Raw genomic sequence first — 25,690 nt, 5'->3', positions numbered from 1 at the left:
TTGCCGAAAATGTTATGTGTCTGCATAGAATAAGTGTTGAAAGAAGGAATTCGTTTATGGATGTTTCAATTATTTTAACAATGTTAGCCGTCGGACTGATCTTAGGATTTGTCGGAGCAGGCGGATCAGGTTTTATTATTTCAATTTTAACGCTGCTGTACGGCGTATCTGTACACGTTGCACTCGCAACGGCTCTTACCGCAATGATTTTCTCTTCTTTATCTGGTGCCGTCAGTCATTACCGCGAAGGTAACGTATCTTTAAAATCTGGTATCTCTGTTGGTATCCTCGGTGCATTAGGCGCTTGGATTGGGTCTAACCTTTCATCCTTTATCCCAGAAGGCGAGCTAAAATGGCTCACAGCCGGCATGCTTTTATTATCTGGTGTTTTACTTTGGCTGCGAATGTTTTTATTTTCCCGTCAGCAAAAAGAACGTACTGTTCCAACAGGAGCTAAATTTGTCGTCTACTCTTTACTAATCGGCTTAATTACGGGCGCTCTGTCCGGAATGTTTGGAATTGGCTCAACTCCATTTATCCAGCTTGGCCTTATGATGGTGTTAGGCTTGTCTATTCGCCAGTCCGCCGGAACGACGATGCTCGTTATTATTCCGATTGCAATTGGCGGAGGAATGGGCTATTATCAGCAGGGCTTTTTAGATATCCCGCTGTTGATTCAAGTAGTTGTCGGCACAATGGTCGGTTCATATATTGGAGCAAAATTTACAAATCGTGTACCTGCTCCCGTATTAAAAACGTCCCTTGTAGCGCTGCCTATTTGCTCTAGCTTTCTCCTTGTTATATAAGAAAAAAGCTTGAACTCTTGTTCAAGCTTTTTTTATGTTCATCTGATAAACAAACTGCTTTCCTTGGCTTCCAAAAACATGCCGGTCTGTATCGACAAAGCCGCATCGTTTGTATAGGTGCTGCGCCGCCGTGTTTTTATGGTTCACGCCTAGCACCACTTTATTTTTAGTGCGAAAGTGATGGTTGATAAAAGAAGGAAGAAGTTTCAATGACTTTTTGCCAACTCCCTTTCCTTGATAATCAGGATGAATGGAATAAGACCGTATTAAAAGCGCGCCGGATCCCTCGGTATATTCTTTAACGGCTTCCCCTGCGTCGAGCACGAAAAAGCCGGCTAGTTTGTTTTCTGCCAAAATCAAAACGGGCGTTTTATCTCTTTCCTGCTTACACTTAGCTATAGCTTCAGCGGGAAGTGCCGTGTAAATGAGCTGCTCTTCAGGCAGCGTATAGCTATGTATAGATGACTCGTAGGCTTCACTATAAAACGTTAAGGCTACGTTTTCTTTATTCTCCATTTTCTGCTGGACTCCTTTTCTTTTTCCATAGTATAACATGCACAAAAAAAGCCGCATAAAGCGGCTTTTCCTTTATCTAGCGTCGGATACAACGGTAAAGCGTTCGTTTACATGCTCTCCTCGCTCAATTTCATCAATAACTGCAATGGCGTAATCCGCATAGCTGACATGGCTGTTTCCTTCTGAGTTTAAAATAACATGATCTTTCCCTGTTTTATAAGCATCCGTTCGTTTTCCTGAAGGATTAAAAAATGCTGCTGGGCTAATGAACGTCCAATTAATATCGCTTGTACTTTCTAAGTCTTTTAAATTTTGGGCTTGGTTGTCAGCTGTCGCTTTGTACTCTTTTGGAAAATCAGGCGTATCTGCTAGACGCGTCGTTTTCTCTTCATCTACAAACAAACTTCCTGCTCCTCCTACAACAAGAAGACGAACGTCCGGAGCTTGTTTAAATACATGAATTAACGATTGCCCCGCTTCTACATGCAGATGTTCCTTTCCTTCAGGAGCTCCAAACGCATTCACTACCGCATCGAAACCTTCAATATCGTTTGCCGTAATATCGAAGATGTCCTTTTCCAGTGTACGAACATCCTTTTCTTCTACTTTGCCCGCATCACGTACAATTGCCGTCACGTCATGCCCGCGATTTAAGGCTTCTTTCACGATAAAACTTCCTGCTTTTCCTGTAGCACCTACAACTCCAATTTTCATTTTATAACCTCCAGTAAAATTCTCTATATTTAGGTAATAGCCTTTTTTTGCTATGATAAAACACAGCAAAACGGTTTAAGCAAGATAGAGAGAACAAATTGGATAAATGAGTTAGTATGGATTACTTTTAACACCGCGGTTGATTTCCGTGCAAGGCTTCGCTTTCCGCAGGCGGCTGCTGAGCCTCCTCGTCGCTTATGCTCCTGTGGGGTCTCACCTGTTCCGCTTTTCCCGCAGGAGTCTTCGCCTTACCCTCCAATTAACCGCTAGAAGCACCTACATACACGAAATCTACGTCCTCCATTCATCGTTCGGCCCTGCTCTTCCTTCAACTAAAATACATTTCTTCCAGTCTCTTTTGAAAAAATAAATAAGTGCTTATTCAATTTCAATAAATAACACGTGAGCCATAGAGTGAATCGATTTAATCAATTCTACTTTATTCCCTTTCTTTTTTGCCTTTCCTTTTATTTCAACAAAATAGAGCAGCTCACCTTGATGATGATCTTGGTGAATTTCGTAAGACGAAATCATAATATTTTCTTTTTCAATCTTATCAAGCAGCTCATAAATATCCTCTTGATTTGCTGCACGAAACTTAATTAAAATGGAATGAGTAGAAAGAGATGTAAACATTACGTTCAATATTTCTAAGCCAATCAGCACTAATATAGTTGCGCTAATGCCGACTGTATACATACCGGCCCCAATGGTTAAACCAATTCCCGACGTTGCCCATACGCCTGCGGCTGTTGTGAGCCCTCTAATATGCTGCTTTTGAATAATAATCATACCTGCTCCTAAAAAACCAATACCGCTTACTACTTGTGCGGCCACCCGGCTCGGATCAAGAGCCATATGATCTTGATGAAGCACATCTGAAAAGCCATATTTCGAAATTAGCATAATCAGCGTGCTACCGACAGCAACTAAAAAATGAGTGCGAAACCCTGCTTCTTTAGCTCTAAACTCTCTTTCTAAACCAACCAAAGCTCCTAACAAACCTGATAGGGCTAGACGACTAATAAAAGCTGCGGTCATTCTTTCTCCTCCTTTCTCTTCACTTTTTCACAAATGTACCTATTAACTATTTCTATTTTTGTTATAATTTACTATAACTATTTTTTAAAGTGGAGGCTAATCAAAGTGGATAAAGTTATCGATTATTACAGCAGATTTGATGAGTGGGGACGGTTAGAACGAGAACCTATTGAGTTTCAAGTAAACTGGCATTTTATCAAAAAGCGAAAAAATTAATAATCACCTCTATTTATCATAGAATAAATAGAGGTGATTATTAATGAACCGTTTATTCAAATGGAGTACAAGCATTTTGCTATGTTTTATGTACTGCTTTTTGATTTCCCTTCCCTCTTATGCAAGCGGTGACTATTACTCTTCCTATGCAGAACTGCAGCAGCACGAAATTCTCCATCAAGACTACGATATTCGCTACGAACATCGCTTTAGCTATTTATCCATTATGGCCATTCACGGCGGCGGAATTGAACCAGGTACATCAGAAGTTGCCAAAGAACTCGCCGATCGTTTTTCTGCTTCTTATTATTTATTTGAAGGCATCAAGTCCACTAACAACGGAGTTCTGCACATAACCTCAGAAAATTTTGACGAACCGATTGCTAGAGGAATGGCTCAGCAAAGCATGTCCGTTTTGACGATTCACGGCTACAGCGGCAGTCAGCCTATCGTGTATATAGGTGGAAAAAATCAGCTTTATAAAGAGCTGATGAAGCAATCACTGCGCAAAAACGGCTTTACCGTCCGTGACGCTCCTTCTAACATAGCGGGAACAAGCGAACAAAACATTGTGAACGATAATCTGCTAAAAGCCGGAGTGCAGCTTGAACTCACAGCCGAACTAAGAAAATCATTTTTCGCAAACCATGACTGGTCGAGAAACAACCGCATGAATGTAACACCGCTTTTTTATACATTTGTTACTTCCTTACAAGAAGCATCCTCTTCCTATCAAACTTTCCTTTACCTACAGATCCACTAATTTTCAAAAATTCTCGATTTCCAGACAAAAAAACCAGCGCAGTCTGTGTAATCAAACGCGCTGGTTTTTATCTATTTCTCTCGCTAAAATAGATCGTTTAAAGCCTTTTTGCTCAAAAAATTCTTTGATTTCACTTGGACTTTGATAAGAAAGTCTAATCACATAGTAGTTAATATATTCAATCCAAGCAAACGCGTAAAGGCCTAGAAAAAAAGCAAGTCCCTTAACCCCTAACTGCATATAGTGGTAAATGAGTACACCTAAACCTAACGTAAGAAGAATTTTATTCATTTTTTTAAAAAGCAGAAACAACTGAATGTAGCTGGAGGGCAAATGAGAATCTTCTTTTCGGCTCACCCGCCTCCATTTCATAAACCAGTACAAGCTTCCTTGAAACAGGATAAACTCAAGTATAATAAAAGCATACACACTTGAAAACGTTGTTAAATAAAAAGCCAGATGAGAAAACTCATTTAAATACCCTATCCACAGCGCAGCAAACAGTAAAGCTGCCGTAAGCTCTCCTGTCCATAAACCAAACAATTTCCGCTTTACTTTCATAGAAATCCCCCCAGCGTACCTCTCAATCCTTCTGTTCAAACCAAGCTTTAAACAGCAGGTTTACACCTGTTTTTATTTCTCCATCAGACAATCCTGCAAATCCAAGCAATACATAGGGCGTGTTGTTTTCACCCGCACTATGATAATAAATAGATGTTGGATAAATCGTTACCCCTTGTTTGGCAGCTGCTTCAATTAGTTTCTGTTCACTCATTCCTTTTTTTACCCTAAGAAGAATATGCAAGCCAGAATGTTCTCCAATAACATCTACACGTTCTCCCATAATAGTAGTCAAACAATCTAGCATCAGCGCTTGTTTTTTACGGTATGCTGTTCTCATTTTATTCAAGTGACGTTCCCAGTGCCCTTCTTTCATAAACAGAAAAAGCGTATGCTGATGAAGCCTTGAAACAGGCTGTTTAAAAAGTCCACAGTGTTTCATATAACTTGTAAGAAGCCGGTGTGGCAGCACGGCATAACTTATTCGAAGAGAAGGCATCAACGATTTTGAAAACGTACCCGTATAAATAACGCGATCGTCTTGATCTAATCCTTGAAGGGCCGGAATCGGTTTTCCTTTATAGCGAAATTCTCCGTCATAGTCATCCTCTATGATATAGCCATTCGTTTCTGCCGCCCACTCTAATAGTTCAAGTCTTCTTGCTATCGGCATGACCATCCCAACAGGAAATTGATGAGACGGCGTAATGTACACCGCATCCGCTCCGCCTTCTTTCAGTTCCTTCACTTTCAAGCCAGAACTATCAAGAGAAATAGGGACGACCGACATGCCTTGTTCTTGAAAAACGTGCCTCGTTCGGTGAAAGCCTGGGTTTTCGAACCCAATTATCTTTTCTTTTCCTAGAATGACAGAAAGCAGCCACATGAGGTACTGTGTACCTGCACCTATCACAATTTGCTCCGCTGTGCAGCGCACTCCTCTTGAATGATAAAGATACGCTGCAATTTCTTGACGAAGAAGCAGTTCGCCCTGTGGATGTCCGCTATAAAAAAGCTGGCTTTCATCATGATAAATAGTTTGAACCGTTAGCTTTTTCCACGTGTTATACGGAAATTTTTCTACGTCTACCTTTCCATGGCTAAAGTCAATGACAGTTGATTTCCCTTCTTCTTCCGGTAAAGAGACATAGGCGGGAGGCTGTTTTTGAAGCACGACTTCATTTTTTATCTCTTTTACAAATGCTCCTTTCCTGGCTAGTATCTCGATATAGCCTTCAGCTTCTAACTGTACATAAGCCGCTTCAACCGTATTTTGGCTAATGCTTAAATGAAGAGCTAACTTTCGTTTAGAAGGCAGTTTTTCATGAGGCGGAATGGTGCCTTTTTGAATTTGTTTTTTTATGTAAGTATAAAGCTGCATGTATAAGGGATCTGCTTTTCTTTTATCGAGCAAAGGCATTAACTCTAACATGATGTTCTTTCCTTTCTAACTGACCCTATTAAATTTACTGTTTCTGACACTTATTCTCAGTTCAGATTCTTCATATACTGGACTATATCTTATAAATCAAGGAGATGACACAATGACCATTACTTACAAAACCAACGTCTCAATCCGTGCCGAACAAGCTGCTGAAGTGTTTGTACATTCAGGTATTAAACGTCCGGCACAAGATCTTGATCGGATTCAAAGAATGCTTGATCATGCTTCCCTTACTGTTACCGCTTGGAAAGACAGCGAACTCATTGGCATAGCCAGAGCGTTAACAGATTTTAGCTACTGCTGCTATTTATCGGATTTAGCTGTCGTAAAAGACTATCAAAATCAAGGAATCGGCACACAGCTCATCAAGCACGTTCAATCAGAAATCGGTGAAGAAGCCGCGCTCATTTTACTTTCCGCTCCTTCTGCTATGAACTACTATCCAAAAGTCGGCTTTCATCAGATTGATAATGGGTTTAAAATTGGGAGAATTCGATAGATAAAAAAGATAAAAAATTCCTTTTATTACTAAACTATTATTATTTTACATCTTTTTGATATGATGTTACAATATTCAAAGATTAAGGCTATGATACTTCTTCCTTCTCATCCAACTCTTAGAATTTAGAGGTATCGCTTTCCTTAATCTATTAACTTAACTATACATATATTCAAAGTCAGGAAGCACAGCGCCTGGCTTTTTCTGTGCAAATCATACATGGTGGTGTTTGAATGAAAAACGATATTTTTTTAAGAAGACAGTCTAAAGTAATTGTGAAGCAAGGATCAGATATATTACCCCCTGCTTATGTAGCTTCCATGTTAAAAAACATTGAGGCATTAGGATTTACAGCTTCAACTTCTTTAATTGATCGGTTACTCACTCTTCCGTTCTACGAATTTATGTCTTTTTATGAGCAGCTTCTCTTATCTTTAAAAAGACTTGTTGGCGCTCATGTCAAATATAAACCGATGTATCCTAACTTTCCAAACGAAGTCATGCAAGCTTCCGAAGCAGAACTATACATAAATGCCGTACTTCACTATCTGACTGGGGTTTTACCAAACAGTGAAAAACAAGATGTTTTTCCACTGTTAGATACTACAGATTTACGGATTATTGACCTCGGAACAGATGAAGAATTTGACCTTATGATATGCCAATTAATTGGTGCCAATACCTCATTATCGCAAACGGATCGAGCAGACATCGAATGGTCTCTTATCAATTTACCGGCATTAGATCTACTTCCAGCAGTCATTCCTCAAAAAGAAAATGCTGCATTTGTTAGCTCAGTGTTAATTAAGACAAAAAAACTACCTATTGATGTCTTGTCTTCTTATTTTAAAACAGCAACAGATGTCTTACGTTTGGCAACCGCTTTATCTGATGGCGATATTAGCCTTTCATCACCCACTTTATTTAAGAAGTTTAGTCGTTTTGAACGCCGAAGCTTGTTGCAGCTGCTAGAAAGCACTCCAAACGTAGAAGAAGATATGTTTCGTTATAAAGTAAAGTGGATTCGTTTAGGTGAAATTTTACATCCTGGAGAATACAAACATCGATTTCCTCATGCTGCTAAAGGATTCGATACTGTTCGGAATCATAAAAGACCATTGACGTTCTATAGTAAATTAGAGAAAGCACTCGAGCAACAAGACGTCTCAAAAGCAGTTTCACTTTTAGAAAAACGTCCAGGTGACTTTGCTAGACGAATTGACCATTTGCTGCGCTTATCTACTGGGGAACAAGAAGCTGCTTCTATTATTACAGCATTTGCAGCGGTCGCTCATCACGTCTCTACGCCAGTACTGCTTCAGCTCTATTCACATATGAAACATCGACATCATAGACAAGATATGCGCGTAGTGTTTCCAAAAGGGAATGTGTCCAAAGTAATGGCGCTTGATAATCCCTTACCCTCTCTTCGTAAAAATCTTTGTGATGGTGTAATAGATGCATGCAAAGATGCTTTACATGACCGTTTTGCTAAGTTGCCACCTCTTGGAAATGTATGGCTTGATGAACGTTTGCGTGAACAAACTATACCGTTTTCACAGCGTTCAAGCAGCAAAACATTAAAAACGATTAGCAGGGGAAGTAAATTAACAATTCCTGAAGGCGATACGCTTCGTTTTTTCATTTGGTGGAAAGAAGGCTTTGCAAATGGTGAACATACCGGTAGTGTAGATATTGATTTATCTGCCGGAATTTACGATGAAAACTGGCAGTATAAAGAGCATATTTCTTATACAAACTTATCTTCAAAAAGCTTCAAAGCTTTTCACAGCGGAGATATTACATCTGCTCCTAACGGGGCATGTGAATTTATTGACTTGCATATCCCTACGATTCTAAAAAAAGGCGGCCGTTATATATTGATGAACGTTTATTCATTTTCTGTCCAGCCTTTTGTTATGCTTCCCGAATGTTTTGGAGGATGGATGATGAGACAGCACATAGAGTCCGGCGAGATATTCGAACCTTCTACCGTACAAAATAAAGTAGATCTTGCTAGTGATTCCACCATCTCCATCCCTTTAATTTTTGATTTACAAGAGCGAAAATTAATCTGGACGGATATTTCGCTGCATCACCATGTTGAATTTGAAAATAATCTTGAACAAAACAATGGTTCGGTCTCTCTTATGGGAAAAGCCATGACAAAGCTGTTAAAGCCAACGCTTTATGATCTTTTTTCATTTCACGCACAAGCTAGAGGAACACTTGTCCATGACAAACAAAAAGCTGACACTATTTATTCGCTTGATGAAGGTGTTACTCCTTATGATATTGAAACAATTATTGAAACCTATCTAAACTAATTATTTATAGGAAAGTAAGAACAAATAAACGAAAAGACCTCTTTCCAAGAAAGAGGTCTTTTCGTTTACTTCACTAGCTTTTGCTCAGTCCCAGCTGAACCTTGACTTCGTTTATGAAATCCTTTTGCGTAGTACGCAATAATAAGACCGATAAACCATAGTGGTCCGATAACAACTGCAATTCTTGTATCTGGATTGTACGCCATAAGAACAACCACCAGCGCTAGGAACGCAAGTGACACATAAGACGTTAACGGAAATAAAGGCATTTTGTATTTTAACTTTGCCTCTTCACCTTTTTTTAGCGTTTTGCGATACTTAATTTGAGAAAGCAAAATAATTCCCCAAGTCCAAATCGCACCGAATGTTGCAATGCTTGTTACCCACGTAAATACTTTGGCAGGCACAATGTAGTTTAACGCTACTCCGACTAATAACGCACCCGCTGATGCTAAAACAGCTTTTCCAGGTACGCCGCCTTTTGTCAGCTGACCGTATCCTTTTGGAGCTTCTCCGTGCTCTGCTAAGTTAAACAGCATACGGCCTGTACTAAAAATACCGCTGTTACAAGAAGAAAGAGCTGCTGTTAGCACCACAAAGTTAATAATGCCTGCCGCTGCTGGAATCCCGATTTTTTCAAATGTTAATACAAACGGGCTTCCCTGTGAACCAATTTCTTGCCAAGGATAAATCGACATAATGACAAATAATGCACCAACGTAGAAAATAAGAATACGCCAAAAGACCGAATCAATCGCTCTTGCTAGAGATTTTTCTGGATTTTTCACTTCTCCCGCGGTAACGCCGATCATTTCAATTCCTAAATATGCAAACATAACCATTTGCAGCGACAGTAAAATACCTTTGAATCCGTTCGGGAACAGCCCGCCGTTGTCCCATAAGTTTTTAATACCCGTCGCAACGCCGCCGTTCCCGATTCCAAACACAATCATTAATAATCCAACGGCAATCATTAACACAATCGCTAAAATTTTAATAAGTGCAAACCAAAATTCCAGTTCACCATATGCCTTAACAGCTAAGAAGTTAACTGTTGTCATGATGACAAGCGCCGATAACGCCCAAATCCAGTTTGGTACATCCGGATACCAATATCCCATATAAATACCAACGGCTGTAATTTCAGCCATACATGTTACAACCCATAAAAACCAGTAGTTCCAACCTGTTAGATAACCAGCAAGGGGCCCTAAATAGTCGCGCGCGTACTTGCTGAATGAACCTGCAACAGGTTTTTGAATCGCCATTTCTCCAAGTGCTCTCATAATAAAAAACATAATCATTCCGCTAAATCCATACGCCAATAATATTCCCGGCCCTGCTAATTTAATAGCAGATGCAGATCCAAGAAACAGCCCTACCCCTATGGCTGCTCCTAAGGACATCAGCGTCACATGTCTTTCTTCTAACCCGCGTTTCAATTCTTTCCCCTGAGTTTTCCCCTGCATAAACGTCTCCCCTTTTTCCAATCTGTCAAAACGAGATGAATACAGCTTTTTTGTTAGCGCTTTCATATAAATTTATGCTAAAAGTCAGCTAGGCTGTATATTTGTATTCTATCACCTTTCTCTCGTTTTTCTTTTGTCGAAAAACAAAAAAATTATCGTATCATTTTGTTTAAACGCACAATTAGACGTAGACACTGCTTTTTTACTATGTATTTATTATCGCACCTAAGTAATAGTATTTTTTTAAAAATAGAAAAACGCCGACTCAACTCCGTCAGCGCATCGTTCATTTTATGCTTTTTTATAAAACTAGCATTTATCTCGCGGGTTCAAAAGTTTTACAGCCAGGTTCTTCCGTTTCAGAAACATGGTGACTACTTTCAGGACTCACAACGTAAATGGACTCTGCACTGCATTTATTTCCCGATTTCCAATACATGCACTCATTCACTTCACATAATACACCTTGGGCCACTGTTATCCCTCCTTTTTTTGTCTTATCTATTTACTACCCGAAATAGAACGCTTCTAACATTTACATGCAAAAAAACCGCTTGTTTATCAAGCGGATCCTTTTACTGCGTGTGTTCAACATACTGTTTTTTAGCTAAATATAATTCACGACTCAGCGTGATCCGCCGTTCTCTCAAGTTCCTTAATTTAACTTGAAACTGTTCATTAGTTGGCTCTTCTTGAATTAAGCGATACGTAAAAGAAATATCTTCATTTAACTGTTTAAAATCTTCCCATATTTCTTGAACGAGTGCGGATTGTTTGTCTTCAAATGAACGATTTTGCTTCGTTTTTAGCGCGGCTAAAATTTCCTGCTGCCACGTTTCGTCTTTTAGTTCTTTTGCTAACAAGTATAGATCTAAATAATCATCAACGCTTAGCGCCTGTTGTGTATTTTTCAATGTCATCACCTTTTCTATACGAAATGTTTCTTCCTAAGAAGAGGATTTCATCATAGAAAAAGATTCCTCTTCTTATCTGTCAGAGCTAGGCTATGCTGGAATTAGCACCATTCAATGATTGTGGTTGCTGAGGCTTCAAAGGGCCAGTCCCTCCACCTCTCTAGATAAGAATATTTCGCTTTTAAATTATTTCTGACTATTCTAATATGTTTTATAGGTTACGTCAATAGCTTTTCAATAAAAAGAAAAAAGAAGTAAAATATGGTATGATTTTATAAAGGATGGTGAGCACATGAAACGATATATGTTATCTGCTTTTTTGGGAAGCTTGCTGCTGCTTCTTAGCATTGCTTTTTCATCTACTTTCCACGTTGCAATTGTCAAAACAACCGGAAGCATTGGAGGGATTATTTTAGCAGCGGCGGCTTTAGTTATGAACGCGCTTGAAGATCCCCCTCCTCAGGTAATACAGGTGCCGGAGCTGTTGAATCACTGGATAAAAGCACCGTTTGGGCTACTTATTTGCTTTTACTTTCATTACCGAACCTCATCGCATGTATAACATCTTATGTTTTATGGACTCGCTGACATTCACCAACATTACGGACGTTTTGCCACCTGTAGGCTCATTGATATTTGTTTATCTACAAATCCAAGTTCACGGTACACATGCTGTGCAAAATTCCCAGCATGAACGCTGAGTCTGATTTCAGGGTATCCTTTGATAGACAATTCATCAATTGCTTTTTGCATTAACGGCTTGGCTAGACCTTGCCCGCGGTATTCTGGTAAAACATATAACTCGTAGATAAAGCCAATTTCTGCTTTTGAAAAGAAGTCGGCAGATGGACCGACAAAAACCCAGCCTGCAAGTTTATTTTCTTGTCTAGATACTAAATAATAACACCCTTTTTCAAGGGCATTATCAATTAGTTCATTTACGCGTTCAGTTGACGGTTGAAACTGATGCGTTGTTCCTTCAAACAGCGCATCAGCAGATTTCGTCCGAATTTCCTGTATTTCTTCTTCAGTAGCTTTTGCAATCATCACAATCTCTCCTTTCGTGTTCGTTTTCCACATACAGAGATAAATTCCTGCAAAAAAAAGTCTTCGCCTAAGCGAAGACTTTTATTTAAATTCAAAATGTTCTTGATGGTTGCCTTGTTCATCCGTCCAGTTAATCATGATGTCTAAGCCTGCCGCTTTTCCAGGAACAGCAAAATTGGCATAGCGAAAACGCTGACCGCTTTTGCTTAAGTTAGACCTTTCAATAGGAGAAAACAAGCTGTATTTCGCCTTATTTTTTCCTTCGTGCCTAAAAGCTTGGACCTGCACACGCTCTACGTCTTTTCCAATGTTTTCAACGGTTAATCCATATGTATGATAGACGTTATTTTTCCACTTTAGCTGATTATCTCCCGTCATGCTCGCTTTTGTCAGTTCGACCGACCATTGTTCAGATGATTTCTTCATTGGAAGTTTCTCAATCGAAAGAGCGCTGACATGAATGGTTGCAAAAGCAAGCCAAACAAAACAAAAAGTGCTGACTGTATAAAGTAGTCTTTTCATAGATTTTGATCTCCTTAGAAATTTTAGTAGTAGCATCTCCTATTACCTTAAAAATTATGATAAACACTTTAACAAAAAAGCCTCTCCATTCAGGAGAAGCTTCTTAATTAATGCATCAGCAAATCTTTTTGTTTGTCTAACGAGTGTTTTGTATATAAATCTCTTTCAATCGCATATTTAGGACGCTGTTTCACTTCGTTGAAAATCTTGCCAATGTATTCTCCGACAAGACCTATTCCCATTAGCTGCAGGCCGCCTACAAGCCAAATTGATAAAATAAGAGACGTCCAGCCAATTTGCGTATGATCTAAATATTTTTGAATCAGCGCATAAATGCCAAACAAAATACTAAAGAGAAACGAAGCTCCTCCAAGCAGCGTCAGTAAGCGTATAGGTGCTACGCTAAAAGACGTAATCCCGTCAAATGCAAAAGCGAGCATTTTCTTTAGCGGATATTTTGACTCACCCGCCGTCCGTTCTTTGCGGTCATATGTGACTTCCGTGGAGCGAAATCCTACTAATGGTACAAGGCCCCGCAAAAAGACGTTTCCTTCTTTATATTTCATGAGTTCACCAAGAGCACGTTTGCTCATAAGGCGAAAATCAGCGTGATTTTGAATGAGCTGAATTCCTAGCTTGTTCATAAAACGATAAAACCCTACTGCCGTGGTTCGTTTGAAAAATGTATCGGTTTCTCTGCTGTCTCGAACGCCATATACAACTTCATACCCGAGCCAATATTTCTCTACAAAAGTACGAATGACGCTGATATCATCTTGCAAATCCGCGTCAATGGAAATGACGCAGTCAGATTGCTTATGAGCTACTTCTAATCCTGCAAGCAAAGCATTTTGATGTCCTACATTTCGCGCTAACTTTAACCCTTTTACAAACAAATTGCTGCAGCTTTCTTTTTCAATAAGCGACCACGTGCTGTCTTTACTTCCATCGTCTACAAATAAAATAGTGCTTTCACTTGATACAAGTCGTTCATTAATCAGTTCTTTTACTACAGTAGTTAATTGAAAAGACGTCTCTGTGAATACTTCTTCTTCGTTGTAGCATGGAACCACGATCGTTAAAATAGGTCTGTTCATGTTATTGCCCCCTTACTTTGCTTCATATACATACACTTTCCAAGCGGACTGTTTATCGTTAAATGCTTTTAAAAAGTGCAAACCGTCGCTTTCAGCATTTTCAATTGGCACAGCTGAAAAAATATAGCGACCGCCCATTTTCTTAAATTGGCTGATATTAAGCTGCAAATGACGGATTTTTTTCGTTGAGTCTTTTCGGTAATCATATTTTTTCCCTAGCTCGCTAACAAACACATAGCAGCGATTGCCCCAATGATCATAGTAGCTTTCTAGTTTTTTATTTTTATCAAGCTCTTTGGCAATAATTTTGCGAAACTCATGTTTATATGTTAACGGATAGAAGTTGTTATACGTATCTAGCGTATAAAAGCCGTTATACTGAGCAATTGATGGATGAAGCCCTATGCTCGCTACGCGATAAGATGATTTAGGTTTTCCAATATATCTGCTTATTTCATCAAATTGATGCACAGCATAAAATTCTTTGACTGAAGGCTCGTGATTGTAGCGATAGTAAAGTTCAGGATTTGCTATAAATAACAAAAGCAGCTGTAAAATCAAACATACCCACACAAACTTTTTCCACGCCTTGCTCCTTTTCCACAAAACATAGCCGCCAACGGCAAACATCAAATAAATAATGAGCGGGCGTAAAAAGTGAAATCTAGCAAAGTTGAACGTATTAAAAAGCTGATATTTTTCTTTTAGCGGCTCCCAACCTTTATAAAACCAAAACGCATACCAAATCGACAGTAGTAGATTAAGAATAAATAACTGCAAAAACGTTTTTTCAAGCTTTTCCTTGCGATTTCGAGCAACAAACCACAATACGACAAAAGAAAGCGGTAAAATGACAAAAGTATGAAGCGTCATTACATGCGTATGCCCGAGCGTATAGTTCTTCAAAGCAAGGCGAACGGAATGTCCAAAGCTTAGAGTAGAGCTTAAAAATTCATTTCGACTCGTCGGGGCCTCCGGAAATAAAAGCGAATCAACAAGTCGGTATTCAATGAGCAGAAAGACAGCAGTCATCGCTGCAATACTGCTTAAAAAAGGAATATTCCACGCTCGTTTTTTTACTACGTCTCTTAGCCATAGCAGCCCCATCGCTGCTAAAAAGAAGAAAAACCCGAGCACAAAGCTCGCGTAAAACGGGAGCAGTAAAAGTGTAAGCCATTCCTTCCACGTTCCTTCGCGGTTTCGAATGGTTAAAAACGCCCACAGCGCCAGCGGCTGTCCTAATGTACTCAGCATGCCCGAAGGCCAAAATGGCGTAAGTGCAAAAGCAAGCGATACAAGCACTCGAATCGCATACGCATCCTTGCTTTTAATAAAATGCTTTTTTAATAACAAATACATTCCAATTAAAGCAAATACGCGCGTGATCGTTTGACTCAGGCTGTATGCAAGCATGGTCGGGAATAAACCATATAGCCACTGGATACCGCTAAATTCTGTTCCAAACGTATTCCTCGGCAATCCGTTAATAATTTGAGGTAATACGGCATGACTGGAGCCAAACAGCTCTCCGCTTCGATGCAGAACTTTATACCACGTAATATTTGAGTCTAAATTATCATGCACGCGTATATGTGAATTTTCCCCAAGCAAAAACATAGGAGATACATACGCAAGCAGCAAAAGGAAAGCGATAATAAGCAATGTTTTTTCTTTATTCATAGCTGTTTCTTTCTTCATCTGTTAACACCTATTTCCATTTCATAATGACTAAAAGCTAATCGTGGACGACTGCTTCTTTTTTTGTATTAAATACAAAGTATTTTTGACCCGTATAATTTAAAAGCGTATACAGACCTGTTCCAATTAATATACCGACGTCTTTTTTGAACGGACGCACCGCAACAGGAAGTTGATGCAATAACCAGCTGGAGAACTGCAGTCCAATATAGTAAGACAAGCCGTAGCAAATGCCAATAACTAAAATAAAACGCAGTATGCTTTTTGATAAATGAACTCCGCTTTTAAACGTAAATATTCGATTTAACACGTAGCTGACGACTGCCCCCGCTGCATTGCCAACGAACGTCGCTATCCAGTAATGATGAAAGATATGAAGCAACACATACATAATGGAGAGACCTACTGCTGTATTGACCAGTCCCACTACTAAAAAACGTACAAAAGATCCTTTCATATAAACTCCTTTTGATTTTGATACTTTCATAAAAATTACATATTATGACTTTAAATACAGTTTCAGTGTAGCAACTCCACTTAAAAATCTAATGAAAATAACATTAAAAACAGATGAAAAAAAGCTAAAAGAATCAATAAAAATCAGGATTCTTTCAGCTATTTAGTAGAGCCTTCAATCATTAATTTTTGATCGCTTTGATTATCAAACGCATCCACTGCCGCTACTTCTATTTGATACGCAGTATGAGGCTGCAAACCGGATAACGGAAGACTTAAAACATCCGGAACAGGATCGCTGTAATATTGAGAAAATGCATTATATGTTTTGACCACTTTTCCAGTTTCTTTATTTTTGACGGTAATGCGATAAGAATGAACCATCAGATTATCCACCGCTTGCGTAAACTGGATATAAAGCTGATTTGCTGAAGCTTTTTCTTGTATAACAGAAATAGTAGAGCTTGGAAGAAAAATCGGTTTTACTAAATCTCGCTCATTCGTGTAGTGAAATTTTTTTGTATCTGCAGGTGTGTCAATTTCCCACGCTTCTCCCGTCCACTTATTGGCGTGAAAATCCCGCCTTTTAACGACTACTTTTCGATTATAAACCTCTACAAGAAGACCTTGACTCACATCTCGGTAGCCAGGAGGAAGTTCACCTTGTAAATATCCAGCACCAGGCCATATATACCGAACAGAAGACGTTGCAAGAGAGGTGAAATCTCTTTGAAAAATAGTACGAGGGTCGTCCAACGGATGGTGGGTATGACCAGAAAACGTAATGACCTGCGGATAAGGTTTTAACGTATTGTAAAGAAGCTGTTCATTCACTTCTATCCCCCATCTGTTTTTCCCGTACAATGTATTGTTAATAGGCTGATGAATAAAGACAAAAATCGGTTTTTTAGGATCGTCTCGCTTTGCTATCTTCAACTGTTCAGCAAGCCAGTTAATTTGTTTGATTGAATAATCACCGGCGGTCAGACGGCTTTCTGTTCCAAGCATGATAAAATGATATCCTTTTATCACTTGATGAAAGTAAAGAGACTTCATTTTGGTTTTAGATAAAAAACGCTGCTGCGCTTGCTGATTGGTTACACTGTCCCGGTATTCATGGTTGCCAATTGTAAAAAGAGACACGGCCTGCGACTGTTTATTTTGATTATAAATAGAAAAAAAGCGATCGTATTCTTTTAACGCGCCTGTGTCGGCCAAATCTCCTACGACTACGAATGCATCTTGTTTCGGTGCCTGTTCATTTAATTGCGTTAATGCATGTTGAAAAGTACGCAAATCAAGCGTTCCTGTTTCCTTAATGTGAACATCACTGATCACAGGAAAAACTAGCTTTGGTTCGATGTATCCGCTTCGTCCGCTCTTCTCTTCAGCTCGTACATTTAAGGTAATCCCGCATATAAGAACACTTATTAATACTAAAGCGAGCCAGTCTTTTTTCAGCGTTTCCATAAAACCGCCGAGCATGATGCTTCCTCCTTCCTTCACTGCTGCGTCTCAGTCATTTTCTCTACGTGTATGAGCTTTTATTTTATGTAATTTCAAAATATATAATCGTATAGTTTCAATATTTCTTTTCGTGTTTGCATACACTATGTTCACAATCAATTCATTACACTTTTCCTAGTCATAGTGGTATGATTTTCGTATATTACAGACTAATTGTTGAAAATGTAGGAGTGAATATTTTGAAAACGGTCGCTGTTATTGGAGGAGGAATTACGGGCTTAACCACTCTGTACTATTTGCAGAAACTAAAACGAGAACGTAATCTTCCGCTTAAATTATTATTACTAGAGAAACATCCCCATCTAGGAGGGAAAATCAATACGCGTGAAGCTGGGGAATTTATTATGGAAACAGGGGCGGATTCTATTGTGGCTCGAAAAGAAAACGTTATGCCTCTGCTAGAAGAGCTGTACTTAACAAACGATTTAGTCTATAACGAAACGGGCAAATCATTTATTTACTCTGCTAATGAGCTGCTTCCAATTCCTGAAGATACCATGTTCGGTATTCCAACAAGCGTGGAATCTCTTTTTAAAAGCGAGCTGATTTCTTCAAAAGCTAAAATTACAGCTTTAAAAGACTTAATTACTAAAAATACAACGTTTACGAAAGACAGCTCGATTGGACTCTTTTTAAAACATTTTTTAGGAGAAGAGCTAGTAGAAAAGCAAATTGCACCTATTTTATCGGGCGTCTACTCTGGCGATTTAGACAAGCTCACGATTTCTTCGACTCTCCCGTATCTGCTCGACTACAAAAACACGTACGGCAGCATCATCAAAGGAATGGGCGCCAATGAAAAAAAATTTAAAACGGCAGGAAATAAAAAATTCATTTCGTTTAAACAAGGTTTATCAACGATTATTCACCGCTTAGAAGAAGAGCTTTCTGATGTAACGATTTTAAAAGATACGCCAACCACCAGCATAAAACAGTACGATGAGCGCTATCAAATCACTACGCCGGGGCAAGCCTATTCAGCGGATTACGTGGTGTTAGCTACACCGCACACGGCTGCTCAGCATCTGTTGAACGATCCCGAACTAAACGAAGACTTTGAGCAGTTAAAAGATTCTTCTCTCATTAGCGTGTACATCGGCTATGACGTTCCAGACGAATACCTTCCCGCTGAAGGCACCGGGTTTATTACCTCTCAATCAAGCAACTTAATTGCCAATGCCTGCACGTGGACGAGCAAAAAATGGGCTCACACTTCTAAGCGAGGGAATTTGTTAGTTCGCCTGTTCTATAAAAGCACAAGTCACCACTTTGACAGCCTGCGGACGATGTCAAAAGAAGAGCTGCTAGCAGTGGCACAAAAGGACATTAAAAACAGCTTAGGGATCAAAGAGCAGCCCATTGAAAGCGACGTAACAAATTGGGATAAATTGATGCCTACCTATCACCTTAAGCACGGTGAACTCGTACGCAGCTTGACTCGAAAATTGCATGACAAGCACCCCGCTATTACATTAGCCGGCTGTTCTTACTACGGAGTAGGCATTGCAGCGTGTATAACAAACGGCAAACAAACGGCCGAAGCTATCTCTCAACAGTTGACTTGAACAAGGTTTGAAAACAATAAAAGGCCTGAAAATAAATATATTATTTTCAGGCCTTTTATTACCTTTTCGTTAGCATATAAAGCTACTTTCCTTACTATTAACAACTCTTTTATCGCTTTTCTTTTTGCAAAGCAGCAGTAGCAAACAATACAAGATAGCGCTCGTCTGAAGTTAATCTAAGCCAATGTTTCACTTTATATCTCACAGGTTTCCGCTCCCTTCCTTCAAGGTTTTATATGAAAAGACTTTATATAAAGATTCAATAACGATAAGAAACGATGCTTGATATGTATTTTATTCCCACGCACGCTTGTTTACAAACTTTTTTAAGCATAAGACTCTTCGTTTATTTCCTTGAAAATAACACTATTTTCGCCATTATCATCTTACTATTTGAGAAAAAAGTGTACATTTCTTGCCTATTTTGACGAACATTGCGATAAATAAAAGCTGCCAACTGCGGCAGCTTTTATGTTAAAGGACTAATCTAATTATATTTCCTGATGGATCTTTTGTGATGAAATCTTGGTTTTCTTTAGACACAGCTGCTCCGATTTCACGAAGCTGATTTATTGCCTGTTCCCTTGCTTCTTCAGCTGGAAAAACAAGTGTAAATGAGTCCAAACCAACGCTGCTTTCAAGAGGACTAGGCGCTCCAATTCCATTCCAAACGTTTAGTCCGATGTGATGATGATAGCGCCCAGTTGAAATAAACAAGGCTTGATTATGGTAATTGCTCACAACCTCAAAACCTAATCCATTTCGATAAAAGGTTTCCGTTTGCTTTAATTCAGAAACGTGAAGGTGAATATGTCCCATTAAGGTAGCTGAAGGTAATCCTGTCCATGGTTTACCGTTCCCTTCAGCTAATATCGCTTCTGCATCTAAAGGTTTTGTAGCCATTACTACTTCACTGTCATTCCATTCCCATGTACTTGACGGACGATCTCGATAAATCTCTATGCCGTTTCCATCTGGATCTGCCAAGTACAGCGCTTCGCTCACTAGATGATCAGACGCCCCTTGAAGCGGATAACCGCTATTTAACAGATGCTGCAGAATACTTCCTAAATCAGAACGAGTCGGCAACAATAGAGCAAAATGATATAAGCCTGTTGTACGAGGATGTTTTGCTGTAACGTTTTCCGGCTGTTCAATCGATAAAAGCGCCGTGCGTCCATCAGCTGTTAACAAGGCTTTGTTCTCTTTTCTCCCTAAAAGTTTAAACCCGATTATTTGCTGATAAAAAGCAAGTGAACGCTCTAAATTTTCTACTTTTAAATTTACTTTCCCAACAAATACATGGGGTGCACGGTGAAAGTTCATGATTATTTCTCCTTTTAAATAGATCAATTTTTAATTAACTTACTTTATGTAACTTATTATATTTTTATAACTTTGTTTCGTCAAGTTATTTATTTTAGTATCATAACTTAAAACTCATATCACAGCATAACCAATTAAATAAGCCCGCCTGCTCATAATATAGTATGAACAGGCGGGCTTATTTACCATTATGCTATGCATAAACTATTAAAACAGTTCTCTGCTTTTACGTTTGACATTTCCATTAACAAAATACTGTATTCTCTCTTTTTGCTCATTTGTTGGCTTCTTATACGTTTCACATTCAAACTGAAAACATGCTTTTTCTAAATCGACTTCATTTCCTACAATTTCTCCAATCGCACTCAATTGGTTTAAATCTCTCCAAAGTTCCTCAGAAGTTTCAGGGTCAAAATGAGATGAAAGATAATACTGCGCATCATATTTTTTAAGTTCTCTCTGAATCCGCTCAAGGTCTTCTTTATCATAACTCCAGTCACCGCTATAAAAATCTGGACATAGACAATCACCTAAAAACAGTACTTTTTCTTTGGGGACGTAGATAACGGACGAGTCCTGCGCGTGTACCCCTCCAATATGCTGAATGCAACAAGTGATTCCACCTAGGTCAACTTCCATATGATGATGAAATGTTACGTCCGGCTCCCGTAAAATTAACGTCTCTCGACACGGCATTTCTTTCTTTATCATATCCCGGCAAAATTCGATTTCCTCCCCTTCCTGGACGCGTTTATCCAAGGAATCATCGTCCCAGCGCAGTGTCTTTAAATAGGCCAGCTTTTTCTTCGTCAAATGATGGCTGATTGTATATTTGTTCATTGCATGAATGCCAAATGTATGATCCCAGTGCCAATGCGTAATAGCTACTCCTTTGATTGGAGGGGCTCCCATTTTTTCCACTTCTTCTAAAAATGATGATGCATGCGCAGGAGAATTCCCAGCATCTACGAGGAAACTATACTTCTCCCCGCATATAAGCCCGAGCACCGGCCGATCCGTTTCTTCAGAATGAGGAAAGTAATAAACGTGATCCGTTAGTTTTTTCAGCATATTTACACCTGCTTTATGTAGTTTAATAAAAACCTCTTTACTAAATGGTAAATAATGATAAATAAACTGTATCATACTCGGTGCTGCTTGCCTATCCCATTAGCTGATATTCGACTTTTCTTGAAAAGCTATAACTTTTTTGGGCTCTGCTGCTTTGTACTTTAAGAAGATCATCACACTAATCATCACAATCATTCCTCCCGCTAGCTGAGAAATGGTTGTCATTTCTCCAAGCAAGAAATAGGCGAGAATGATGGCACCAATTGGCTCGCCTAAAATAGCCATCGAAATCGTTGTAGCACCTACAAACTTTAACAGCCAGTTAAATAAGGCGTGACCAAAAATATTAGGAATAAGCGCTAAAAGCAAAAAGATCCACCAATCCTTTGTGTCATACTGAGTCAGCGATACGTTTGTACAAATATTGTAAACAAATAGAACCAGTCCACCGATTAAAAAAACGGCGAAGCTATAGATGATTGGAGGCATTTTCCTGCATAGATCTTGCCCCGCCAGCATATGAACAGAAACGGCCACTGTACCTAAAACAGAAAGTAAGTCTCCGTAAAGAGCCGTTTTAGATACTCCGATATCGCCCGATGCGATAATCACCGAGCCGCTAACAGCCATTAAAATACTGATGACTCCTACTTTGCTTGTTTTTTCTTTAAATAAAAAATAAGCTCCAATCACTACGAAGACCGGCTCGAGCGCAGTCAAAATCATAGCGCTAGCAACTGTTGTATGTGAAAAAGATTCCATCCAAAACAGAAAGTGAAGCCCTAAAAACACGCCTGATACAGCTAGCATTAGCCATTCTTTTACCGTGCTGTTTTTAAAAAGAATTTTCATTTTTCTCCATGGTAAAAACGGTAAAAATAAAAGGACGGTAAACAGCAGTCTATACATTCCTAAAATAGAAGCAGGCGCATCCGACCATTTAATTAAAATAGAAGAAAAGGAAACGGCTAATACACCGATTAAAAGAAAGACAGGAGGCGGTAAAGGAAGAGTTGATTTATTCATGCCATTGCTCCTTTTAGAATCTCTTTTTTCATATTTACTACGGGAATATTCACTCCCCCTCTATGTACGATTTCTTTTTTCTCTATGTAAAAGCCGATTGATTCATACAAAGCTATATTACGAGAAACACTCATTCTCACCTTGCATGATAAACTTTCCTTACCACACTCTTTGGCGTATGTTTCTAACCATTGAATAAGCCGTTTAGCCAGTCCTTTTCCTTGAAAAGCAGGAATAACAGACAGACGGTAAAAATATAAGCTCGTTTCTTCTAGCGTAAAACGCGCCATCGCTACGGGCTTATTTTCGACGTATAAAATGACAGCTTCTTTTCCATGCTTTAACGATTGCATAATAGATTCCGTTGTTTCATCAAGAGCACTGGAAGGTGGGACAGAATCGCGATAGACGGAGAAGGCTTGCAGCATAAGATCGTGAACTGTAGCAGCGTCCTCCGGCTGTGCTAAACAGTAGTTCATAAATTTTACCTTCTTTCTATAAAAATTAAGTATATCGAATTATTATACAACACCACCTATTTTTTTCCTACACCTTTTATTGATTTTTATTAAGGAGAATAACCTCTTTTTACGCCCTTATATCCTCTTAGCTTTACTCCATTAATCTATTAATTCATTAGCACACACTCTTGAGAACTTTTTGTCGAAATGGTTAAAATTCTGTTGGGAGGGAATTATCATGACATTTTCTTGGCTTATACCTTACATAGCCGTGTCACTTATCATTGTCTTAATACCAGGACAAGACATGATTTTTGTAATGACACAAAGTATTGCTTCAGGCGTCAAAGCAGGCATCAAAACCGTACTGGGATCCATTACGGGAACATTTGTACATACTCTTTTAGCCGCAGTGGGGCTATCTATTATCTTTCAAAAATCAATTATTGCCTTTACGATTCTAAAGGTTGTAGGTGTTCTGTACCTGCTCTTTTTAGCCTACCAATCGTTTCGCGAAAAAAGCGGTCCGTTGGAATTAACAGAAAACGTTCAGCACCACCATCACTTTAGAAAAGGATTTGTTAGCAACTTAACCAATCCAAAAGTAGCTATTTTCTTCATTACGTTCTTACCGCAGTTTGTTAATTCGTCTCTTGGACATGTAAGTTTGCAGATGATTTTGTTTGGGATCATCTTTATCGCCGAAACGCTCATCATCTTTTCACTTATTGCGCTATTTGCTTCTGGCCTTGGGAAAAAAGTCAAAAAAAGCCGTATCTTTCAGCACACATTAAAATATGTAAAAGGAACCGTTTTTGGGGTACTTGGCCTAAAACTTTTATTTTCTAGCAACAATTAAGTAAAACAAAATGAAATTTCTTTCATCCCTGCTGTTATCACCTTTTCATACCCGCTTCATTTGTCATATCACCCTATTTTTCCATGTGAGGTTAGTTGACAAAAGACCAAAATTATTATTTTATATATATATAAGGTTCAGATTTAGCAACAAGATTCGACAAGGATAATGAAGAAAAACAGCGGGGAAATAGGGAGATCTATCTAAATAGAGGGAAAATTCTATAAATTCACGTTTTTTATTATTATTCTACTATAATTCATGAAGAGGTGAAACTATGCAAGAAGTAGTTCAAGGTTTTGTTAGTTCAATCAACGAATTTCTTTGGTCCTACTTACTGATTGCGATGCTGATTGCATTTGGTTTGTTTTTTACATTCAGGTCAAAGTTTTTACAAATTCGGTTATTAAGAGAAATGATTCGTGTATTAAAAGAAGGTGCGGATAGCTCTTCTAAAGACGGAATTTCGCCATTCCAAGCGTTTTGTATCAGTATGGCAGCCCGCGTTGGTACGGGGAATATTACAGGTATTGCGATTGCGATCGCTTTAGGGGGACCTGGTGCTGTATTTTGGATGTGGGTACTTGCCGTTATTGGTTCAGCTTCAGCATTTGTCGAGAGTACGCTAGCACAAATATACAAAGTAAAAGACAAAGACGGCGGCTTCCGAGGCGGACCGGCTTACTATATGGAAAAAGGGTTAAAAAAGCGCTGGATGGGCGGACTGTTTGCTGTCTTAATCACTTTATCCTTCGGCTTAATTTTTAATGCTGTACAATCGAACACGATTACCCTTGCGTTTGAAAATGCGTTCGGAACGAATCGTCTAGTGTTAGGAATTATTATGACAGTGGCTTTCGCTGCCATTATTTTTGGCGGAGTTAAGCGTATTGCAAAAATGTCAGAATACATTGTTGTGGTACTAGCTGTTGCCTACATTGCAGTAGCACTCTTCATTATTATTATGAACATTCAAGAAATGCCTTCTCTTATTGCGTTAATCGTTAAAAATGCATTTGGTTTCGAGCAAATTGCTGGCGGTTCTCTTGGAGCAGCTCTTATGCAAGGAATTAAACGCGGATTATTCTCAAACGAAGCGGGTATGGGTAGTGCGCCAAACGCAGCCGCAGCTGCAACAACAAGCCACCCGGTAAAACAAGGATTAATTCAAGCCTTTGGTGTATTAACGGATACGCTTATTATTTGTAGTAGTACTGCCTTTATCATTTTACTTTCAGGTACTTATACAAATAAAAATTTAAGCGGTATTGAATTAACACAAGCTGCTTTAAGCACTCATATTGGTTCTTGGGCAACAGGTGCTCTTGCAATTATGATTTTCCTATTTGCGTTTAGTACATTAATTGGTAACTACTACTACGGAGAAACAAATATTGAGTTCTTGAACACAAATAAAGCTTGGCTGATGACTTATCGTGTTGCTGTGCTTGCAATGATCGTGTTCGGTTCTATTTCTCAAATTCAGCTTGTATGGGACTTAGCAGACCTGTTTATGGGCTTTATGGTAGTAGTCAACTTAATCGCAATTCTCCTGCTCTCGAAAGTGGCCTTTGCCGCACTCAAAGATTATCTTGCCCAAAAGAAAGCTGGAAAAGACCCTGTCTTCTATCAAGACAGCATTTCTGGACTTGATAATATTGATGCATGGGATCATTCAAAAGATAAATCTAGCTCTAAAGAAGCGATCTAATAAAAAAAGCCGTGAATACTCACGGCTTTTTTTATTGTGCAAATTTACTTCTTT

The 25,690-nt window shown here is 39.0% G+C and carries 26 protein-coding genes, 2 pseudogenes and 1 riboswitch; of the genes and pseudogenes, 9 read left to right on the top strand and 19 right to left on the bottom strand.

Features of this window, described 5'->3' with window-relative positions; translation table 11 throughout:
• Window positions 1-56 precede the first annotated feature (56 nt).
• Window positions 57-806, top strand: coding sequence for a sulfite exporter TauE/SafE family protein (locus ACXAE4_RS08190; RefSeq protein ID WP_028415058.1), 750 nt, complete (start codon window positions 57-59; stop codon window positions 804-806).
• 21 nt (window positions 807-827) lie between these two features.
• Here the strand turns inward: ACXAE4_RS08190 and ACXAE4_RS08185 are convergent, their stop codons facing one another.
• The 4 genes and pseudogenes from ACXAE4_RS08185 to ACXAE4_RS08170 form a co-directional block, all read right to left on the bottom strand.
• A complete protein-coding gene (locus ACXAE4_RS08185) occupies window positions 828-1,322 on the bottom strand; it encodes a GNAT family N-acetyltransferase (protein WP_028415059.1) in 495 nt (164 codons plus the stop codon).
• Between the two features lie 72 nt (window positions 1,323-1,394).
• On the bottom strand, window positions 1,395-2,036 hold the full coding sequence (locus tag ACXAE4_RS08180; RefSeq protein ID WP_028415060.1) for an NAD(P)-dependent oxidoreductase: 642 nt from the start codon (window positions 2,034-2,036) through the stop codon (window positions 1,395-1,397).
• Window positions 2,037-2,086: 50 nt separating this feature from the next.
• Window positions 2,087-2,284 (bottom strand): annotated as a pseudogene (locus tag ACXAE4_RS08175) (hypothetical protein); the annotation flags it as partial.
• Between the two features lie 130 nt (window positions 2,285-2,414).
• On the bottom strand, window positions 2,415-3,077 hold the full coding sequence (locus ACXAE4_RS08170) for an MgtC/SapB family protein (protein ID WP_028415061.1): 663 nt from the start codon (window positions 3,075-3,077) through the stop codon (window positions 2,415-2,417).
• 105 nt (window positions 3,078-3,182) lie between these two features.
• Between ACXAE4_RS08170 and ACXAE4_RS08165 the strand changes: the two are divergent.
• Both ACXAE4_RS08165 and ACXAE4_RS08160 read left to right on the top strand, forming a co-directional pair.
• Window positions 3,183-3,281, top strand: a pseudogene (locus tag ACXAE4_RS08165) (class I SAM-dependent methyltransferase); the annotation flags it as partial.
• A gap of 55 nt (window positions 3,282-3,336) precedes the next feature.
• Entirely contained in the window at window positions 3,337-4,056 is a 720-nt protein-coding gene (locus tag ACXAE4_RS08160) for a poly-gamma-glutamate hydrolase family protein (RefSeq protein ID WP_028415063.1), read from the top strand.
• Between the two features lie 51 nt (window positions 4,057-4,107).
• Here the strand turns inward: ACXAE4_RS08160 and ACXAE4_RS08155 are convergent, their stop codons facing one another.
• Together ACXAE4_RS08155 and pdxR are read right to left on the bottom strand one after the other, a co-directional pair.
• Window positions 4,108-4,617: a hypothetical protein gene (locus tag ACXAE4_RS08155; protein WP_034270643.1), complete on the bottom strand. Its 510-nt coding sequence runs from the start codon at window positions 4,615-4,617 to the stop codon at window positions 4,108-4,110.
• A 22-nt stretch (window positions 4,618-4,639) separates the two neighbouring features.
• The gene (gene pdxR, locus ACXAE4_RS08150; RefSeq protein WP_289578310.1) at window positions 4,640-6,049 is read right to left on the bottom strand and encodes a MocR-like pyridoxine biosynthesis transcription factor PdxR; all 1,410 of its coding nucleotides are present in this window, start codon (window positions 6,047-6,049) and stop codon (window positions 4,640-4,642) included.
• 112 nt (window positions 6,050-6,161) lie between these two features.
• Between pdxR and ACXAE4_RS08145 the strand changes: the two genes are divergently transcribed.
• Both ACXAE4_RS08145 and ACXAE4_RS08140 read left to right on the top strand, forming a co-directional pair.
• The gene (locus ACXAE4_RS08145) at window positions 6,162-6,560 is read left to right on the top strand and encodes a GNAT family N-acetyltransferase (protein ID WP_028415066.1); all 399 of its coding nucleotides are present in this window, start codon (window positions 6,162-6,164) and stop codon (window positions 6,558-6,560) included.
• A gap of 233 nt (window positions 6,561-6,793) precedes the next feature.
• On the top strand, window positions 6,794-8,887 hold the full coding sequence (locus ACXAE4_RS08140) for a TerD family protein (RefSeq protein ID WP_028415067.1): 2,094 nt from the start codon (window positions 6,794-6,796) through the stop codon (window positions 8,885-8,887).
• A 65-nt stretch (window positions 8,888-8,952) separates the two neighbouring features.
• Here the strand turns inward: ACXAE4_RS08140 and alaP are convergent, their stop codons facing one another.
• The 3 genes from alaP to ACXAE4_RS08125 form a co-directional block, all read right to left on the bottom strand.
• Window positions 8,953-10,356, bottom strand: a complete 1,404-nt coding sequence (gene alaP / locus ACXAE4_RS08135; RefSeq protein WP_028415068.1) for an alanine permease AlaP — start codon at window positions 10,354-10,356, stop codon at window positions 8,953-8,955.
• A 316-nt stretch (window positions 10,357-10,672) separates the two neighbouring features.
• Window positions 10,673-10,831 carry a DUF1540 domain-containing protein gene (locus tag ACXAE4_RS08130; protein ID WP_016765258.1) on the bottom strand — a complete coding sequence of 53 codons (159 nt, stop codon included), beginning with the start codon at window positions 10,829-10,831 and terminating at the stop codon, window positions 10,673-10,675.
• A 100-nt stretch (window positions 10,832-10,931) separates the two neighbouring features.
• Entirely contained in the window at window positions 10,932-11,276 is a 345-nt protein-coding gene (locus tag ACXAE4_RS08125) for a hypothetical protein (protein ID WP_230624677.1), read from the bottom strand.
• Between the two features lie 63 nt (window positions 11,277-11,339).
• Window positions 11,340-11,441: riboswitch (SAM riboswitch) on the bottom strand.
• Between the two features lie 121 nt (window positions 11,442-11,562).
• Between ACXAE4_RS08125 and ACXAE4_RS08120 the strand changes: the two genes are divergently transcribed.
• Window positions 11,563-11,832, top strand: a complete 270-nt coding sequence (locus ACXAE4_RS08120) for a hypothetical protein (RefSeq protein WP_475235818.1) — start codon at window positions 11,563-11,565, stop codon at window positions 11,830-11,832.
• Between the two features lie 38 nt (window positions 11,833-11,870).
• Here the strand turns inward: ACXAE4_RS08120 and ACXAE4_RS08115 are convergent, their stop codons facing one another.
• From ACXAE4_RS08115 to ACXAE4_RS08090, 6 genes are all read right to left on the bottom strand, one after another.
• Window positions 11,871-12,317 (bottom strand): GNAT family N-acetyltransferase, encoded by a 447-nt coding sequence (locus ACXAE4_RS08115; protein ID WP_028415070.1) that lies wholly within the window; start codon window positions 12,315-12,317, stop codon window positions 11,871-11,873.
• Window positions 12,318-12,398: 81 nt separating this feature from the next.
• Entirely contained in the window at window positions 12,399-12,839 is a 441-nt protein-coding gene (locus ACXAE4_RS08110; RefSeq protein ID WP_028415071.1) for a hypothetical protein, read from the bottom strand.
• Window positions 12,840-12,946: 107 nt separating this feature from the next.
• The gene (locus ACXAE4_RS08105) at window positions 12,947-13,936 is read right to left on the bottom strand and encodes a glycosyltransferase family 2 protein (protein ID WP_028415072.1); all 990 of its coding nucleotides are present in this window, start codon (window positions 13,934-13,936) and stop codon (window positions 12,947-12,949) included.
• Window positions 13,937-13,948: 12 nt separating this feature from the next.
• Window positions 13,949-15,634, bottom strand: coding sequence for a DUF6044 family protein (locus ACXAE4_RS08100; RefSeq protein ID WP_028415073.1), 1,686 nt, complete (start codon window positions 15,632-15,634; stop codon window positions 13,949-13,951).
• A gap of 37 nt (window positions 15,635-15,671) precedes the next feature.
• Window positions 15,672-16,091, bottom strand: a complete 420-nt coding sequence (locus ACXAE4_RS08095) for a GtrA family protein (protein ID WP_028415074.1) — start codon at window positions 16,089-16,091, stop codon at window positions 15,672-15,674.
• Window positions 16,092-16,249: 158 nt separating this feature from the next.
• Window positions 16,250-17,575, bottom strand: coding sequence for a metallophosphoesterase (locus ACXAE4_RS08090; RefSeq protein ID WP_034328197.1), 1,326 nt, complete (start codon window positions 17,573-17,575; stop codon window positions 16,250-16,252).
• 221 nt (window positions 17,576-17,796) lie between these two features.
• Here ACXAE4_RS08090 and ACXAE4_RS08085 point away from each other — a divergent pair, with 221 nt between their 5' ends.
• Window positions 17,797-19,182, top strand: coding sequence for a protoporphyrinogen oxidase (locus tag ACXAE4_RS08085; protein ID WP_028415075.1), 1,386 nt, complete (start codon window positions 17,797-17,799; stop codon window positions 19,180-19,182).
• Between the two features lie 474 nt (window positions 19,183-19,656).
• Here the strand turns inward: ACXAE4_RS08085 and ACXAE4_RS08080 are convergent, their stop codons facing one another.
• From ACXAE4_RS08080 to ACXAE4_RS08065, 4 genes are all read right to left on the bottom strand, one after another.
• Window positions 19,657-20,508, bottom strand: coding sequence for a VOC family protein (locus ACXAE4_RS08080; RefSeq protein WP_154973190.1), 852 nt, complete (start codon window positions 20,506-20,508; stop codon window positions 19,657-19,659).
• 207 nt (window positions 20,509-20,715) lie between these two features.
• A complete protein-coding gene (locus ACXAE4_RS08075) occupies window positions 20,716-21,654 on the bottom strand; it encodes an MBL fold metallo-hydrolase (protein WP_154973188.1) in 939 nt (312 codons plus the stop codon).
• Window positions 21,655-21,678: 24 nt separating this feature from the next.
• The gene (locus tag ACXAE4_RS08070; protein WP_289578322.1) at window positions 21,679-22,605 is read right to left on the bottom strand and encodes a DMT family transporter; all 927 of its coding nucleotides are present in this window, start codon (window positions 22,603-22,605) and stop codon (window positions 21,679-21,681) included.
• Window positions 22,602-23,084 (bottom strand): GNAT family N-acetyltransferase, encoded by a 483-nt coding sequence (locus ACXAE4_RS08065; RefSeq protein WP_154973186.1) that lies wholly within the window; start codon window positions 23,082-23,084, stop codon window positions 22,602-22,604. The genes ACXAE4_RS08070 and ACXAE4_RS08065 overlap by 4 nt, the downstream gene beginning before the upstream one ends.
• A gap of 220 nt (window positions 23,085-23,304) precedes the next feature.
• On the opposite strand from ACXAE4_RS08065, the gene ACXAE4_RS08060 reads away from it, so the two are divergent.
• Both ACXAE4_RS08060 and ACXAE4_RS08055 read left to right on the top strand, forming a co-directional pair.
• On the top strand, window positions 23,305-23,925 hold the full coding sequence (locus tag ACXAE4_RS08060; RefSeq protein WP_028415080.1) for a LysE family translocator: 621 nt from the start codon (window positions 23,305-23,307) through the stop codon (window positions 23,923-23,925).
• Window positions 23,926-24,202: 277 nt separating this feature from the next.
• Window positions 24,203-25,636 carry an alanine/glycine:cation symporter family protein gene (locus ACXAE4_RS08055; RefSeq protein WP_154973184.1) on the top strand — a complete coding sequence of 478 codons (1,434 nt, stop codon included), beginning with the start codon at window positions 24,203-24,205 and terminating at the stop codon, window positions 25,634-25,636.
• Window positions 25,637-25,690: the final 54 nt, after the last annotated feature.

The sequence above is a fragment of the Priestia sp. ABM2_011 genome, from assembly GCF_056158845.1.
This window is presented reverse-complemented; position numbering and strand designations above follow the sequence as displayed.

What these genes read in the sequence shown, in the direction of transcription:
- ACXAE4_RS08180 (WP_028415060.1), bottom strand. Translation starts at nt 2,036, where the DNA reads ATGAAAATTGGAGTTGTAGGTGCTACAGGAAAAGCAGGAAGTTTTATC.
- ACXAE4_RS08090 (WP_034328197.1), bottom strand. Translation starts at nt 17,575, where the DNA reads ATGCTCGGCGGTTTTATGGAAACGCTGAAAAAAGACTGGCTCGCTTTA.
- ACXAE4_RS08105 (WP_028415072.1), bottom strand. Translation starts at nt 13,936, where the DNA reads ATGAACAGACCTATTTTAACGATCGTGGTTCCATGCTACAACGAAGAA.
- ACXAE4_RS08055 (WP_154973184.1), top strand. Translation starts at nt 24,203, where the DNA reads ATGCAAGAAGTAGTTCAAGGTTTTGTTAGTTCAATCAACGAATTTCTT.
- alaP (WP_028415068.1), bottom strand. Translation starts at nt 10,356, where the DNA reads ATGCAGGGGAAAACTCAGGGGAAAGAATTGAAACGCGGGTTAGAAGAA.
- ACXAE4_RS08080 (WP_154973190.1), bottom strand. Translation starts at nt 20,508, where the DNA reads ATGAACTTTCACCGTGCACCCCATGTATTTGTTGGGAAAGTAAATTTA.
- ACXAE4_RS08120 (WP_475235818.1), top strand. Translation starts at nt 11,563, where the DNA reads ATGAAACGATATATGTTATCTGCTTTTTTGGGAAGCTTGCTGCTGCTT.
- ACXAE4_RS08065 (WP_154973186.1), bottom strand. Translation starts at nt 23,084, where the DNA reads ATGAACTACTGTTTAGCACAGCCGGAGGACGCTGCTACAGTTCACGAT.
- pdxR (WP_289578310.1), bottom strand. Translation starts at nt 6,049, where the DNA reads ATGTTAGAGTTAATGCCTTTGCTCGATAAAAGAAAAGCAGATCCCTTA.
- ACXAE4_RS08145 (WP_028415066.1), top strand. Translation starts at nt 6,162, where the DNA reads ATGACCATTACTTACAAAACCAACGTCTCAATCCGTGCCGAACAAGCT.
- ACXAE4_RS08125 (WP_230624677.1), bottom strand. Translation starts at nt 11,276, where the DNA reads ATGACATTGAAAAATACACAACAGGCGCTAAGCGTTGATGATTATTTA.
- ACXAE4_RS08115 (WP_028415070.1), bottom strand. Translation starts at nt 12,317, where the DNA reads ATGATTGCAAAAGCTACTGAAGAAGAAATACAGGAAATTCGGACGAAA.
- ACXAE4_RS08075 (WP_154973188.1), bottom strand. Translation starts at nt 21,654, where the DNA reads ATGATACAGTTTATTTATCATTATTTACCATTTAGTAAAGAGGTTTTT.
- ACXAE4_RS08155 (WP_034270643.1), bottom strand. Translation starts at nt 4,617, where the DNA reads ATGAAAGTAAAGCGGAAATTGTTTGGTTTATGGACAGGAGAGCTTACG.
- ACXAE4_RS08110 (WP_028415071.1), bottom strand. Translation starts at nt 12,839, where the DNA reads ATGAAAAGACTACTTTATACAGTCAGCACTTTTTGTTTTGTTTGGCTT.
- ACXAE4_RS08100 (WP_028415073.1), bottom strand. Translation starts at nt 15,634, where the DNA reads ATGAAGAAAGAAACAGCTATGAATAAAGAAAAAACATTGCTTATTATC.
- ACXAE4_RS08060 (WP_028415080.1), top strand. Translation starts at nt 23,305, where the DNA reads ATGACATTTTCTTGGCTTATACCTTACATAGCCGTGTCACTTATCATT.
- ACXAE4_RS08070 (WP_289578322.1), bottom strand. Translation starts at nt 22,605, where the DNA reads ATGAATAAATCAACTCTTCCTTTACCGCCTCCTGTCTTTCTTTTAATC.
- ACXAE4_RS08140 (WP_028415067.1), top strand. Translation starts at nt 6,794, where the DNA reads ATGAAAAACGATATTTTTTTAAGAAGACAGTCTAAAGTAATTGTGAAG.
- ACXAE4_RS08170 (WP_028415061.1), bottom strand. Translation starts at nt 3,077, where the DNA reads ATGACCGCAGCTTTTATTAGTCGTCTAGCCCTATCAGGTTTGTTAGGA.
- ACXAE4_RS08160 (WP_028415063.1), top strand. Translation starts at nt 3,337, where the DNA reads ATGAACCGTTTATTCAAATGGAGTACAAGCATTTTGCTATGTTTTATG.
- ACXAE4_RS08190 (WP_028415058.1), top strand. Translation starts at nt 57, where the DNA reads ATGGATGTTTCAATTATTTTAACAATGTTAGCCGTCGGACTGATCTTA.
- ACXAE4_RS08185 (WP_028415059.1), bottom strand. Translation starts at nt 1,322, where the DNA reads ATGGAGAATAAAGAAAACGTAGCCTTAACGTTTTATAGTGAAGCCTAC.
- ACXAE4_RS08095 (WP_028415074.1), bottom strand. Translation starts at nt 16,091, where the DNA reads ATGAAAGGATCTTTTGTACGTTTTTTAGTAGTGGGACTGGTCAATACA.